The sequence below is a fragment of the Tunturiibacter gelidiferens genome (assembly GCF_051013345.1).
Taxonomy (GTDB): domain Bacteria; phylum Acidobacteriota; class Terriglobia; order Terriglobales; family Acidobacteriaceae; genus Edaphobacter; species Edaphobacter gelidiferens_A.
Genome location: NZ_CP132939.1, coordinates 2,591,501 through 2,606,607, shown reverse-complemented (window position 1 = coordinate 2,606,607; position 15,107 = coordinate 2,591,501). Strand labels below are relative to the sequence as shown.

The following is a 15,107-nucleotide window of genomic DNA, read 5'->3' as shown; positions in this document are numbered from 1 at the left end:
GGACTATATGGCAGTCCGGTAGCTTGTACTTCGCAACGGTGGCTCTCCCCGCATGCGGAAGATATTTTCGCGGTCCGCGATCCAGAGCGAGCCGTCGCTGCTCTCCGCCATATCGCTGAGCCTGTGCACATCGTCAGGCAGCGGGGCAGCTACAAGTTTGTCCGCATGAGTCCGCTCCAACCGACTCTCAAAGTAGAGCCAGAGCTCGCCATCGTTTGAACGCGCCAACGTCTCGATCCGATAACGGGATCGCTGCTCAAAGAAAATCGGTACAAAGCGGTGGCGTTCATAATGAAAAAGACTAGAAGCTGTCACGATCCAGAGCCCATCCCCGCCGTCTTTCACAAGTGCGCCGATGAAACCCTGCAACTCTGGAGGACCATCCTGGCTGAACCCGCGGAAATGGACACCATCAAAACGCACGAGACCATTCATCGTGCCTACCCAGAGGAAGCCATCTGACGTCTGCGCGAGAGATGTAACGAAATTCTGCGGTAATCCTTGCTCGGTCGTCCAGGTAGTCAGCACTTCATTTCGAAGCAAAGCGGAGGGCTCCAAGGCCCAGGCTGTGATTGAACTGCATGCCATCCCAAGCAACACGATGAGCGTTTTACAAGCGATGATTTTTGAGAATTCAATTTTGGTGGTGAACAGGAAGCTGTTTTCCATCATATGCGGCTCATTGTTCCCAGCTCAAAATACACGAGGCCATTGGAACCTTGCGCTCACGTGAGTTTACCGGAAATCCGTCACACTTTGAATCGGGGCATCCGTTACAAGTCCCTCGCGCCGGTGGGGACTGGATCTGGCATTTAGGGCTCGTCTTTCGCTGTTCCCTGCCCTTAGGTTTTCAGTTTGCGTAGAGGGCGTTCGCAGGAGGTGGCCCTTTCTGAGGCAATATGATCCACATTGCCGTAAAACCGGCTTTTCGGAGATTGACTCCGAACATTTATTCATCGCATGACCTGAACCTGGCCGAAAATTTGCGGGTTTACGACAGGCACTGCCGCCGCGCGGGGCAACTCATTCAGTTCGGGTGCGTGGCTACTAATGGCAGATGAAAGGGGGTCCCAAAGGAGACTCCCGCGCAGTCAAACTCTTCCGACGTGGGTAGACAGGAAGCTCAAAGATATCGCACGGGGCCGCTGGGCGGAACATCGGAGCGAGTCTTGTATCCCAAGGGATCGAGATCCAGGGGCACGTCTCGTCCGTGTCTACTGCGCCTTTGAACAAACGAACTGGGCGGCTGCTTAGCGGTGACTTCACGCCTCCCCAGACTGCGAATGTAACTTTCAATCACCCGTTCTCTCTGACGGAAGTACACCGGCTCTACTAGCCTCGCTATAATCGGTTCGCCCGCATTGGTGATGCGAAGCCCCTTATCGAGTCTGCACCGAAGATCGTTACCGGGTCCCACCACGACCGTATGGAGGGAAGACCGAGCTTCCTGCGCGACCGCAGGTGATACAGATACGGTCAAGAATAAAAACGAGAAAAGCATACCCCGTGATGTACGACTTCATAGTTCACCTCATGTAGTCGGGCAAATGCGAGCTCGGTGCTGGTTGAGCGCCCGCAACGGGGATCTTCGTGGAGCAGGACGCCTGTCATAAATTGCGCAGTGTTCCTGGACGTGTGATCTGCCAGTCTATATCCATAGTTCCTGCCAAATGCGCCGGCACCGTCTTTCCAGTCTCTGGGGTAATTGTTTGGTGGATTGATCATCTGATGGCCAGCCCCAAGCGCAAGCAAGATGACCGCTGGAGGGCCAAATGTCTTATGAATTTAGATCTGAAGCTTATCTTCTGCCGTCAGAGGAATCATGGTCCGTCGTGGGGCAGCATGGGCAGTCGGTTTAGTTTCTGACCCGAGACAGTTGTAGGACTCTGAGATTGGTCTCGTGTCTGACCTGCTGGCATCGGTGCATCGGGGATAGCGGCCTCGACCAGGTCATTCGCCGCAGATGTTAGCTTATCTTCCCTGCTGAGTGGAGATGGAACCGCATCTTGCGAATGGTCGGTGAATGGGGCTGCCGTTCCAGAGACGATGGTACGCGAATGAGCGTAAAGTATGGCAGTCGCATGCGACCGTCGCGCCAATCCTGGCGGATCAGGCTGCCAAAGCATATGAATCGGGCGGTCCTGAGGCGCTTGCTCGTTTCTTGCAAACCAATGATGAGGGCCGCGCACTGCAACTCTTTTTGCTCGACGGACTCTATAAAGATGTGCTGTCCGGCCACTGACAAACGGCCTTCGTGTTGCGCACGCAGCGAAGAATGGTCAGATCGTCGTACTCCGAGCCCATATCGCTGGCTACAGGGTTGTCTCTTCCTCGGGGCATCCCTACCGTTCTGCTGCTTTACCTGAAATTCGGTCTGCGTGAGATAGCTGAGGCGCTGTTGGGCGAGGGCCTGCCGTATACCACTTTTCTGGTCCTTCTGGTCTCACTACTCTGCTTCGCGCTTGCGTATCATATTGCGTAGCCAATCAACAGTATTCAGTCAACGGCTAGACGAGTCGCACAACGGGATCTCAAGGCGCGAGTGCCAGCTTCGGTGTCCAGGCGATTTGATGAATTGGCATCTCTGGTAAGAGACTCTGACTCGAGAGTGGGCCGTCTGGCCTGCTGGCTCAAACGCAAAAGAATCTTCTGAATTCGGTATCACATGAACTTACCCGGCAGACGCCGACGACATGTCCCAACGACTCGATCGGGACATCGCGAGGATCGATGTGTTGATGGACAGTATTGACTCTCTCTACTTGAAGCCGGGCTTTCATCTGCAGAGAGAGAAGATGTAAATTTTGCTCAACTGGTCGAGGAAACAGCGGCTACGGACTAAATGTTGATCAGACTGTGGGGTTTCCCGCGAGCATGACCTCCTTCAGTCCTTACGCCAACTCCCTGACGCCGGTTTCAGTTGGCCCCTTCGGCGACATTTGGCTACGGCGCGTATGTTCCTCTTCAGGACATCGACAATAGCTTCCTGTATTCCGGCGTAGTGAGCTGGACCAAGGGCAACCATAGTATTAAACCAGGCCTCGCCCTCCACGTTCGATTCACCCAACTTGACTTATCCCTCACGCTGCAGACTCCTCGTATACCCACCCGACGATCGCATGACAGCCACACCGTGAGCTAGTGTTTGCTCACCTCTTATAAGTTCTGCTTCTTGTGCCAACATACGTTGACAGCTTCGATCAGTTCAATTGGAATGCGACGCCAGTCTAGAACTTATAGCGGACGAAGGAGATGCGGAGGACAGCTTTCTGACAGCATGTAGTTCAAATGCTGTGAGTCCTAGTTGGCTGGTTGAATCTGGTTTCAATCACTTGCAAGTGGCCCGGCCTTGCAGACTGAGGTAATGAGGCGGCGAGAATTATTACACTGGACTGGCAAGCATTGATCCTCCATTCGTGGCCATTTCGCTGCAGATCATGGCATCGATAACGTATTGTCGGGCGGATCCGCAACGGATGAGTGAAAGAGAACGAAGTACAAGAAAATCTCTGGCGCATACAACGAATCCGGTGAAGCCAGGCGTGCATTGGCGTTAGCAATTGATCTCGCCAAGATTCTGGGTGTCTCCGTCACGATAAGCCGAACCTCCTGGTAATCGGGCTGACTGCACTTCCAAATCTCTTCTCGCCTTGCACTTGCCAGCTCAATCTATCTCCACGGTAGGCATGTACTCGACTAAGTTGATGTAGGCCGCGTGAGGTTAGCTTTGTGCTTTAGGGACTACAAGGAAGATGTAATTGTTTCCGAAGGGTACGGTTGCTACGATCACGCAATTGCTGCTGATGCTCGGCTATCAAGAGCACTCGGAATGGCAAGAGGTTGCTGCGATTGTTAGGGCCGCGGTGAAGAATTTGCGATGAACAAACCTAAGCTAGCCGTGACAACACGATTTCTGCCTGCGTTGCAAGAGTGCATTGCAAAGGAATATCAAGCTCTGCGTCCTACGATTTATTCGACTCTCGGGTGCGAAGATCTCCTGGCATTGGCAATGGAAGCCGAAGCGATGCTGGTCGCACAGAAGGCTCCGTGCAGCGTCCTCGGGCTCACTGATGTGCGTTCCATAGTGCATGTTCGGCACAAAGCGCGGACCATTCGCCACTCTGAAAGTGTTCGACCACTCGAGGCTTTAGTTCGGTCTCGATGATGAGTCGCGAGAGAGTCGACTCGAAAGGTAGTGTCGTACACCGCGAAAGGAATAAATGTGCTGAAGACGTCCACAAGACTCGCGGCGACACATCGAGAACCTGCTCGATGCTGGAGCGCGCGATGGTGGCGGGCACCGAGGGCGATGCTCCTTATGTTTGCCTTTTGCCACTTCGCTCCCTGCGCACTGGCTGATGACAACAGCGACCCAACCGGAAGGCTAGAAGGAACCGTATTTGTCGCAGGGAAAGGTCACCAAACCCATACGTCAGGAGCGAAGGTTTTGGCGAGCGGCCCAGTTAATATCGAAACAGAGACAAACGCAGATGGGAAGTATGTCTTTGTCGCGCTGCCTCAAGGAAGCTACACGGTCGAATCTACCTCCTCTGGTCTCGAAGCTATACAGACGATCGCTGTCCATGCCAATCAGGTGGTTCAGGTCCCGCTCCAGCTGAGGCCGCCACAGGTCAACACCTCGGTGACAGTAACTGCCAGCGAGACGAATGCCAAGAACACCGTTCCAACGGAGACCATCAACGAGAAGACAATTCGCGACGCTCCCAATGTGAATGAGCGGTTCGATACACTCCTTCCGCTCGTTCCCGGCGTGGTTCGGGGACCGGACGGACACATCAATCTAAAAGGCGCCAGCAGCACTCAGAACGGCGCACTCGTCAACAGCGCAAATGTCACAGATCCGGCAACCGGTTCTCCGGCCATCAACCTGCCGATTGATGTGGTGTCGTCGGTTCACGTCATGTCGAATCCTTATGACCCGCAATACGGAAAGTTCACGGGAGCGGTTTCATCCGTCGAAACAAAGACAGGAAGTTATGATAGCTACCACTTCTCCATTCAGAATGTGCTTCCGCGAATGCGAGACCGCGACGAGCACATCGTCGGAATCGGAGCCGCCACGCCGCGGATGACCTTTACCGGTCCAGTGGTGAAGGACCGCATCGCCTTCACGCAATCTTTGGAATACCGCTTTGTGCGCACTCCCGTTAACAGCCTTCCACCACTAGAACGGGACACGACGCTTCAGGGCTACAACTCCTATACGCAGTCCGATCTGAATCTTAGTCCTAAGCAAACGGCGACAGTGTCGCTCGTGGTGTATCCCCAAAAGCTGCAGTACATGGGTTTGAACACCTTCACGCCTCAGCCAGCCACGGCCGATTTCCATCAACGTGGGTATCAGATTTACGCTCAAGATCGGTACGTGACTGGGACCGACAGCGTTTTGGTTTCGCAGTTGAGCTACAAACGCTACGATGCAGACGTTACCGCACAAAGCGATGACCCTTATCAAATTCTGATCGATACGACAGAGGGAGGATTCTTCAGCCGGCAAGCACGCCGGACGTATCGCTACGAATGGGCGGAGAGCTACGATTTCTCTCCACGACACTTTCTGGGCACACATCAATTGAGGACCGGCTCAAATTATTCATACTCCTCGTATGTTGGCCGGCAAGTCTTTCTACCCGTCGAAATTATCGACGCATCGGGTGTGCCCATAGAGCGCATCAGTTTCACTGATCCGACTTCGTTCAACATTAATCAGAATGAGACTGCCGGGTATATGGCGGATAGATGGGCACTGTCTCAACGCTTATCCATCGACATCGGTATGCGTTTGGATAACGATACGATAACAGGATCCACACATGCAGCTCCGCGCGCAGGTTTTCTTCTTTCCCTGACAAATGATGGCAGGACGCTGCTCAAGGGCGGGGTGGGGATTTTTTACGACCGCGTGCCGCTGATGATTCCGACCTTTGAGGAACTGCCGAATAGGACAGTCTCCCTGCTTGACAAGAACGGCGACCCATCCAACTCAATCTCCTATCTGAATCGTGTCACGGGAGGGCTTCACAATCCGCAAAGCGTTTCGTGGAACGTTGCACTCGAGAGGGAGGTTCTCAAATCGCTTATGCTCCGCGTCGGCTATGAACAGCGCAACACCTCTAAGGTCTTCGTCGTCTCACCTAACTCCAATGGGAGTTCAGGCATTCTTGCCCTTTCAAATTCAGGACGAGATTCTTACCAGGAAGTTCAGGTGGCAGGACAGTACAAGCTTTCGCGCATCACGTTGAATAGTTCCTATGTCCACTCGCGAGCTTACGGGAACCTTAACGATCCTTCGCTGTTCTTCGGAAGCTATCCCCAGGCAGTGATTCAGCCGGATGCTCGGGCGCGATTGCCTTTTGATGCGACGAATCGTTTCTTGACCTGGGGTGAGATTCAGGGTCCCTGGAAGCTGACGATTCTTCCTGTGTACGACCTGCACACGGGCTTCCCCTATTCGGTCGAAAACGAACTCCGTGAATATGTCGGCCCGCGGGATAGCAGGCATTATCCGCGATTTTCGTCCCTTGATCTTCAGGTGTTGAGGCCGGTCTCGTTGCACCTGGGTAAGAGGGACCTCCATATGCGGGCCGGTTTCAGCGTATTCAATGCCCTCAATCACTTCAACCCGCGCGACGTGCAAAACGTGGAAGAGAGTAGTCTCTTCGGCGATTTCTTCAACGATGCGTGGCGAGAGTATCGCGGCAAGCTGGTGTTCCAGTTCTGACTATGAAAAATCAAATCCTCATCTTCGGCACTTTCCTTCTACTGTTCACGGCCACCGCTGTCGGCGTGTCCGAAAGCGATCCTGTTCCCAGCGCAGATGTTCTAGTGGCAAGAATGTTGGCGCACAACACGCAGCGGCAAAGTCAGCTTGCGGGATACCGCGGAATGCGGCGATACGTTCTCGAAAACGATCGAATGAAGAAGCATGCTGAGATGGTTGTACGCGTGGAAGGCGACGCGGACGAAACGAAGCACTTTGAAGTTGTCAGCGAGGAGGGCTGGAAAGCGGCCCAAAAGCATGTTCTGCAAAGGATGCTCGCAACGGAGTCTGAAGCATCCTCGCCGGAGATGCGCCAGAAGGCTCGCCTGAGTTCGGAAAATTACGAATTCTATATGGCGAGAACCGAATTGTTGGACGATCGCATGGCCTACATCATCGACGTTGTCCCCAGGCGACGCGACGGGCTACTATTCGAGGGCCAAATCTGGATTGATGCTCAGGATTACGCGCTGGCGAGGGTTGAGGGTAAGCCCGCGAAGAATCCATCTTTCTGGACTAGCAGCGTGCGTTTCGTTCATGCATACCAGAAGAGCGGTCCATTCTGGTTCCCAACTTCGACCGAGAGTGTCACCGATGTGCGTATTTTCGGCGCAACGAGCCTCACCATCCACTATTTCGACTACACGCCGAGTCTACCGCAAACGACCGAAACAGTGAGTGCGGCGTCGATGGGAGGTATTACGCAATGAGAAATATCAGAATCCCACATCCTTCACCGAGAGGGGCGCGCATCGAGTCAATCATTGTCTCATTCTGGCCGCAGGGAACGGCAGCCGGCTCATCAAGGCGTCCGGAGGATCTCCCAAGCCTCTCGTCCAGCTACACGGCAAGCCCTTGCTGGAACATGTAATCCTGGGCGCCCATGAAGCGGGAATCGACAGTTTTGTGATTGTGGTCGGCTACGGTGCGATTGCCATTCGCCAGTGGCTTTCCGAACGGCCGCTTGGCGGGGTTTCGGTAATTGTGGTGGAGAACTCTGAGTACCGTAAGGACAATGGCGTTTCGGTTTTGAAGGCCCGGGACCAGATCCGCGATCCCTTTCTGCTGCTCATGGCCGATCATATCTTCGAGCCGAAAACAGCCAGGACACTCCTTAAAGAACCGCTCGCGCCGGGCGAAGTTATTCTCGCAGTGGATCCGAAACTCGATCGCATTTTTGATCTTGACGACGCGACGAAAGTTAGACGCGACGGCGATCATATCGTGGATATCGGCAAGCAGATCGCCGAGTACGACGGCTTCGATACAGGCATGTTCTTGTGCAGCCCTGCTCTCTTCGACATTCTTGAATCGGTAAAGAAGGAGGGAAATTGTTCATTGTCGGACGGCATGCGCATGCTGGGAAGAGAAAGCAGGCTGCGCGCCTTCGATATCGAGGATGCAGCGTGGCAGGATGTCGACACCCCGGAGGCGTTGGCCTACGCGGAGAGTATCTTTGACCAACAGTTCTGCCGAACTCCTTCCGCAGAGAGTTACACCAATGTCTAAGTCGACGACGGTGAGGCAAATGGCTTTTCGCGCCGCCACGGCTATTTCCGGCATTGCGCTTCTGGCCTGCTTGATCTGGCGAGTCGGACCGGGCAGTCTCCTGGAGAATATCTCCACGCTAGGGTGGGGACTTGCCCTGATCGTAGCCTTGGGCGGAGTTGCGCATCTTGTGAAAACCTGGGCCTGGCGACTAACTCTCACAGGCGGCAGAGGCGGGGTTTCATTTACACGCATGCTCCAGCTTCGACTGGCGTCGGAAGCCCCGGGCCAGGCCGGAGCCCTTGGGCTGATGTTCGGAGAAGGGCTGCGAGTCTCTGCCCTCGGCTCTAAGATTCCCATCGACAGCCGTATATCGTCAGTGACGCTCGATCGTGCAATGTTCATCGCCTCCGGCGCGATAGTTAGCTTAGTGGGGACTGTAGCCGCACTTCTCGTAATCTCGCTCCCCCATGCGCTCCGCTTGTACGCAGTCCTGTTTGCCGTGACATTGTTCGGCCTGCTCTCTGTCGTTGCACTAGCAATGCTGAATCGCTGGCGCTTTGTGTCGCGATCCGCGCGGGTATTTTGCCGATTGGCCTTTCTGCGCCACCGACTGGAAACAAAACTGCCGCTGGTCTACTCGGTCGAAAAGAAGCTCTTCGATTTCCATCGCTACACGCCCGGCCTATTCTGGGCCAGCCTCGCCCTCAATTTGGTATGCCATGGCATGGCAGTGTTGGAGGTGTATCTGGTTCTATGGCTGATGGGAGTCAAAATCGCGTTCTTCGGCGCTCTCGCATTTGAGGCTCTTACCAAGCTCGTCAATGCCGTCGGGGTATTCAATCCGGCGAACGTGGGTTCTTATGAGGGCGGAAACATGATTATCGCAAAGATGCTTGGGCTTACCGGCGCTGTAGGGCTGTCGGTAGCAGTCGCCAGACGGCTGCGGGCAATCTTCTGGGCCGCTGTTGGAGGACTCTGCCTATTCCTTTTATCCAAATCGAAAGCCCATGGCAACTCAGGCGAGAGTTCCAAAGGCGTGGCGAAAACGCCGCAATCCAGGGTCGACGGGGAGGAAGCCAACCCCAGGTTCACGACCATCATCGTTGCCAACGCCTTTCGTGGAGCAGGTGAAGCCGGATCACCGCTCATGCGGGTCGGCGAACTTCCTGTCCCGCTTCGAAACATCCTTTCAGTACAAAAGTCTGTTGGAAGTCGAATCATAGTGTGCGTGGATCCCACCACGAGATCACATGTGGAGTCCGAACTGATGGGCACAGGGCGTCTTCCCTACTCCGTAGGGTGGCTCAAAGCGCGTTCGGATACGCCGTTGTCTCGACTGTTGAAACAGATTGCATCCGAATCCGGCGACGATCAGATGATGTTAGTAGAGGGAAACAGCGTTTATCATCCGGCGCTGTTCCGGCAGGCGAAAGAATGGAGTAAGAACAGCGACGCCTTGGCTCTGACCGCCAACGACCAGCCTATTGGCATTTACGCGCTCTCTGCCGATATGGCGTTGGCTGCGGCGAAGCACTGCCCATCGGAAGTCTGCAGCCTTGACCAACTCCACGCCTGGCTGATTTCAACTCACTCGGCCGAGTGCAAACCGGTAGACGGGAGTTTGTGGCAGCGAGTGCTCACTCTGGAAGATCGCGCCGCCGCAGAAGCGAAGTTGGACCGCTGGCTGGTGAAGCCCACAGACGGGATCTTCGCGCGGATGAATCGCAGAATCTCTGTGCCGATCAGCCGGCAACTCATAAAGTTTCCGATCACACCGAACATGGTCAGCATGTTTACTCTTGGAGTTGGCGTTGCCTCTGGCGCATTCTTCGCGTGCGGTGGTTACTGGAACGTGCTGGCAGGAGCGGTGCTGTCAGTCTGGGCGAGCATTCTCGATGGCTGCGATGGAGAGGTTGCTCGGCTAAAGCTTCTGGAATCGGATTTTGGTTGCTGGTTGGAAACAGTGTGCGACTATCTGTATTACTTGCTTATCTTCGCGGGGATGGCGATAGGACTTATACGGACTTCGGATGAGAGCATGTATCTTACTTGGGGAATCCTGCTTCTCTGTGGAGCTGTCATGAGCTTTCTGGTCACTGGGCTTGGCAGACATCGTCTCGCTACGGGACGTCCCGAGCAGTATCTGAGAATCTGGCAGGCGAAAGCGGAAGGCAGGCGATCGAATCCTATTCTGTACTTCGGTCGATATACCGAGTTCATTGTCCGGCGCTGTTTCATGCCTTATGTTCTCCTGTTCTTCGCTGTCTTCAACATCACGAAAGTAGTTTTCTTTTTGGCGGCGATTGGCGCTAATGTGGTTTGGTTGATATCCCTGTACTCGTATTGTGCCTTTGCGTTTACCAGAAGATCTCCGATAAGAAAAACTGCTGCCGTTCCTTCTGAGAATTCTGCCTGAGCGTGAAAGGCCCTAAGGTTGTATGAATTTCGAAGATGAACAGCTTTTGAGGGGTCATCACGTAGGTTTCGAACTTTTTGGTTATCCAAGGATATGAGTTCCAACCAGGAGATCGAAGTCGGCAACTTTGCGCCAACAGGCCGGCTGTTCAGGCCTGGGAGCCCAATCCAGGTAATCGACTGGAATATCGATCGCGGGCTTCAACTGGGAGGCATCATAGACTTCCTGGCCACGACGAACGCGGATCTGATTCTTCTGCAGGAGGTGGATCTCAATGCAAGGCGAACTCATCGACTCAATGTTGCGCGAGAGCTTTCGCAGAAGCTGCAGCTGAACTATATTTTTGGACGCGAGTTCCAGGAACTGACTCAGGGCTCGCGGACTTCGCCGGCCTTTCACGGGCAGGCCACACTCTCTCCGTGGCCATTGTCAAATCCCCGCATCCTCAAATTTCGCCGACAGTCAAGCTTCTGGCGTCCACGCTGGTTCCTTCCGGACATTGAGGTGTTTCAAGAGAGAATTGGTGGACGGATTGCCTTAGTGTCCGAGGTGAGCATCGGTGGACGGACACTAGTAACTTACAACTTACATCTTGAGAGTCGTGGCGACGATGCTTTGCGCTGTTCCCAACTCAATGAGTGCCTGGACGATGTGCTGCGCTGCAGTTCCACGACACCGAAACTCCTTGCCGGCGACCTCAATCTCGACGTTTCGCGAAGTGTTGCGGCGGCCAACGCGATAAGGCAAGCACAGTTTCTCAGTACTGCAGCGAAGGATCCGGTGCGAACGACACCTCCGCATTCGCTCATCGATAGGGGTCGGCCCATCGACTGGATATTCGTCCGCGGATCATTTCGAGTTGCACCCCTGCGCATTCACAACTCGGTTTCAGCTTCCGACCACTACCCACTGTCAGTGAGACTCGCTTTCATGTAGCGCGAGATTTTAAGTCAAAGAAGGCGAGTTCAGGCATTTAGGCAGTGCTCCTCACGGCGTCGCAGGTATCCCGGTTTGCCCAGTCGCGCTGCCATTCCAGGGTCACAGAGAGGGCCGTCACCGGTTTTACTCCCGCCTGGACACACGACGCATCGCATTGTCGTGTGCGAGTCGGCTAAGGTCGCCGCAGCAGTCTTCGCCCACGTAAACCTCGTAGCCATCGTGGATCGCCTACATGGTCGCCTGTCGATCAAAGTTACTCGTTCGGAACAGCATTTGCGGTTGGTGACGATCAGCGCTACGACGCAGTTGCCTGGCGTGAGAAGTCCTTTTTCGCTACGCTTCATGTTCCGTTATTTTGACCCATATTCATTTCTCCGTTGGTTTCGTATAGTTGAACTTTCAAAATCGCTCCTTGTAGTCGTTTGTAATATCCATGGTCTTCGCAACGATTGCGCCTCCGAGCAAGGTGCAGTGGCCCGGCGATACTAGCACGCTGGGGAGCGAGATAAATTACATGTTGCGGTAAAGGCGTCCTGCGGATTTATCACCCGCAGACCCAGGTCCATTGCTAACAGCGCATTCGTGCAGGATGCAGCTCATAGCGCGCTGAACCACACCTGCAACTTTTCCATTTAGGTCGAAGTGTGGCGTTCGGAAAGGTGTAGATTACGACTTCATTTAAATCGATGCAACAGAAGAAGACCATCGTTAGCCCACGTGCGTGCAGCTCGCGACTACAAGGAAGATGTAATTGTTTGTGGCGGCGGGGATTGCTAGGATCGTGCTATTGGATGGCTGAATGGATCGAGGACTCCGTCGGACTCTCAAAATAGACCTCGAGCTTTAAGCGATGAGGATTACCGAGGATATCCGTGGCGATTGCGGCAAGAAGTGCAGAAGGATATCCGAAATATTGGTCCAATTTGGTGTGCGTGCGCCGGTGAGGTTTATCCGTAACTCGGCCGGACATTGCCGTTGTTGGCGGGGGTTTACTTGGCCGGCTTCATATATAGCGCGCCACTTAGGCTGGGCTATGCGTCGCGCTATATATGAAGGACGGGCTTTACAGGTAAAGAGTCCGCTCCAGGTGTAGCAGCTGGAAGGATTACTCCGGCGGCCGGAATTCCAAGAAGGACTAGTTTCGCTGCAAAGGCAAGGCTGACTTCATCTATAGCTGCCAGACCATGCACTAGGAGGACAAGCATATGACACGCACCGAGCTTGAAATCAATCAGCAAGACATGTGGAGAATATTGGTCTTCGAACAGCGAACCACCCTCACACTCGCGGTTGAGATGCTATTGCGTTGCCAATTTTCTCCCGAACAGATCCTGACCAAGACGGCGTCGGCACTGGAAGGCTCACACTACGATTCGTGAGGTTTGCGAGGGCAGATTACCAGAGCCCGCCGCCGCGCGACGAGAATCAAAAGAGGCGGGATGGCAACTGCCAACCTCGCGGGAGCAGTATTGCTACACCCCAGTTTTCATAAAAGGCATTCTCATGACAACTACGGACCTCAGCACAGAACAAGAAGAGATGTGGAGAACATTCTTCGACGACAATCACGCAGATCTCGTTATCGTTGCTGAGATGCTTTTGCGTTGCCATCTATCCCCCGAAAGAATCCTCCGCAAGGCATTATCGGGCCTGGAAAGCTCATCCTGCGAGGTGACCTTTGAACAGGCAATCCAGGCCGTCATCGATACCGTCATTGAATACAATCGGGAGACTGGAGTGCCCGGCCTTTTTTGTAGCAGCTCTCGTGAGAGAAACTGTACAAAAAAGAGCTGAACATGGCGAAGGGAAAGAAGCATACACCGGAGCAGATCGTGAGCTTGTTGCGGCAGATCGAGGTGCGGTTGCAAACGGCAAGGCAACTCCGGTAGCCTGCCGGGAAAATGGGATCACCGAGCAAACGTATTATCGATGGCCGAAAGAGTACGGTGGCTTGCAGGCGGACCAGGCGCGGCGGCTGAGGGAACTAGAGCAGGAGAACGCGAAGCTGAGAGGTGGGTGAGTCAGCTGAGCCTGGAGAGGCTGGTGCTGAAGGACATCGCCTCGGGAAATTTCTGAGTCCTGAACGACGGCGCTATGCAATGGATCATGCGCAGGAACGAGGCATGAGCGAGCGGCCGCCTGCCGATTGGTGAACCAGCCACGCGGCACGTAACACTATCAGCTGACACAGCGCGAGGACGAAGCTCCATTGATATGGCACAAGCAATGTCCTCGAAGTGTCGAGAGTTCGCCAACACGTGGTGTTCGCGGCGGGGCTGGGTCCGTATTCCTCCTCTCGGAACCTGTCAGATTGTGAGGACGACTCAGCCAAAAGGGTGGCCCTCAACGAGGTAACGTTGGCCTTTGTGGAAGCATACCGTCTAGGGAGAGTCTGCACAAGTTCTGCATCGCTTGCCTGATTGATTAATCTGATAGCTGCGAGGAGATTGCGATGAAGCAGCAGAGTCTGTCGAGTCAGGGTGTGTTTGAGAAGTACGGGCGGAAGAGTCGGCGGGAGTTGTTTCTGGACGAGATGGAGCAGGTGGTTCCATGGTCTGCGCTGGAAGCCCTGGTACGACCGCACTATGCGAAGGCGGGCAAGGGACGGCAGCCGGTAGGGTTGGCGATCATGCTGCGGACTTACTTTGTGCAGCAGTGGTTCAATCTGTCGGACCCTGGGGTGGAAGAGGCGTTGTACGAGTCTGCGGCGCTGCGGCGGTTCGTTGGCGTGGACCTTGGGATTGCGCCTGCGCCGGATGAGACGACCATCCTGCGGTTCCGTCATCTGCTGGAGAGGCACGAGCTGGGCGGGTTGATGCTGGATGCGGTGAACGTGCATCTGGATGCCAGGGGCATCCGGATCGCGACGGGCACGATTGTCGATGCGACCATCCTGCATGCGCCTTCGTCGACCCAGAACGCGAGTGGCGAGCGCGACCCGGCGATGCACCAGACCAGGAAGGGCAACCAGTGGTACTTCGGCCTGAAGGCGCATATCGGCGTGGACGCGAGGGAGGGCATCGTCCACTCTGTGGCGACGAGCGCAGCCAGCGTGGCGGACTGCCACATGTTACCGGAACTGCTGCACGGCCAAGAGCGTAAGGTGTGGGGCGACGGCGGCTATCAGGGCCAGACCGACGCCATCCAAGAGGCCGCTCCGAAGGCACAGGACATGACCTGCAAGCGGACGAAGTTCAAAAACTATGTCGACGAGTTACAGAAAAGAAGAACCGGAGTAAGTCGAGGGTGCGGGCCAAGGTAGAACATCCGTTCCGGATCCTGAAGCGCATCTTCGGCTTCGACAAAGTGAGATACAGAGGCATCGCGAAGAACCATCACCGCCTGTGCGCGAACTTCGCGCTGGTGAACCTGTACCTGCACCGCAAACGTCTGGCAGTCCTTGGGCAGTAGTGCGCCTGGAAGCCCCGGAAAACGGGCGGATGCGCGTTCCAATTAGCCCTCCAACAGCATCAAACCAAC

10 protein-coding genes and 1 pseudogene are annotated in these 15,107 nt (G+C 54.7%); 9 read left to right on the top strand and 2 right to left on the bottom strand.

What is annotated here, in order from left to right:
- Positions 1-3: 3 nt before the first annotated feature.
- A complete protein-coding gene (locus RBB80_RS12845; RefSeq protein ID WP_433968563.1) occupies positions 4-672 on the bottom strand; it encodes a ligand-binding sensor domain-containing protein in 669 nt (222 codons plus the stop codon).
- A gap of 1,351 nt (positions 673-2,023) precedes the next feature.
- On the opposite strand from RBB80_RS12845, the gene RBB80_RS12840 reads away from it, so the two are divergent.
- The 6 genes from RBB80_RS12840 (at position 2,024) to RBB80_RS12815 (ending at position 11,624) form a co-directional block, all read left to right on the top strand.
- Entirely contained in the window at positions 2,024-2,242 is a 219-nt protein-coding gene (locus tag RBB80_RS12840; protein ID WP_433968562.1) for a hypothetical protein, read from the top strand.
- A gap of 2,205 nt (positions 2,243-4,447) precedes the next feature.
- Positions 4,448-6,742 carry a TonB-dependent receptor gene (locus tag RBB80_RS12835; RefSeq protein WP_433968560.1) on the top strand — a complete coding sequence of 765 codons (2,295 nt, stop codon included), beginning with the start codon at positions 4,448-4,450 and terminating at the stop codon, positions 6,740-6,742.
- Between the two features lie 2 nt (positions 6,743-6,744).
- Positions 6,745-7,491 (top strand): hypothetical protein, encoded by a 747-nt coding sequence (locus tag RBB80_RS12830; protein WP_433968559.1) that lies wholly within the window; start codon positions 6,745-6,747, stop codon positions 7,489-7,491.
- Positions 7,460-8,290 carry an NTP transferase domain-containing protein gene (locus RBB80_RS12825; RefSeq protein ID WP_433968558.1) on the top strand — a complete coding sequence of 277 codons (831 nt, stop codon included), beginning with the start codon at positions 7,460-7,462 and terminating at the stop codon, positions 8,288-8,290. The genes RBB80_RS12830 and RBB80_RS12825 overlap by 32 nt, the downstream gene beginning before the upstream one ends.
- 19 nt (positions 8,291-8,309) lie before the next feature.
- A complete protein-coding gene (locus RBB80_RS12820) occupies positions 8,310-10,688 on the top strand; it encodes a lysylphosphatidylglycerol synthase domain-containing protein (RefSeq protein ID WP_433968556.1) in 2,379 nt (792 codons plus the stop codon).
- A 93-nt stretch (positions 10,689-10,781) separates the two neighbouring features.
- A complete protein-coding gene (locus RBB80_RS12815) occupies positions 10,782-11,624 on the top strand; it encodes an endonuclease/exonuclease/phosphatase family protein (RefSeq protein WP_433968554.1) in 843 nt (280 codons plus the stop codon).
- A 126-nt stretch (positions 11,625-11,750) separates the two neighbouring features.
- Here RBB80_RS12815 and RBB80_RS12810 read toward each other — a convergent pair whose 3' ends face one another.
- The gene (locus RBB80_RS12810; protein ID WP_433969653.1) at positions 11,751-11,828 is read right to left on the bottom strand and encodes a hypothetical protein; all 78 of its coding nucleotides are present in this window, start codon (positions 11,826-11,828) and stop codon (positions 11,751-11,753) included.
- A 1,004-nt stretch (positions 11,829-12,832) separates the two neighbouring features.
- Here RBB80_RS12810 and RBB80_RS12805 point away from each other — a divergent pair.
- From RBB80_RS12805 to RBB80_RS12795, 3 genes and pseudogenes are all read left to right on the top strand, one after another.
- The gene (locus RBB80_RS12805) at positions 12,833-13,006 is read left to right on the top strand and encodes a hypothetical protein (protein ID WP_433964656.1); all 174 of its coding nucleotides are present in this window, start codon (positions 12,833-12,835) and stop codon (positions 13,004-13,006) included.
- Positions 13,007-13,423: 417 nt separating this feature from the next.
- Positions 13,424-13,797, top strand: a pseudogene (locus tag RBB80_RS12800) (transposase); the annotation flags it as partial.
- A gap of 282 nt (positions 13,798-14,079) precedes the next feature.
- A protein-coding gene (locus RBB80_RS12795; protein WP_433968553.1) for an IS5 family transposase occupies positions 14,080-15,038 on the top strand; the annotation gives its coding sequence in 2 pieces (ribosomal slippage) (positions 14,080-14,842 and positions 14,842-15,038; 960 coding nt in all).
- The last annotated feature ends 69 nt before the right edge of the window (positions 15,039-15,107 follow it).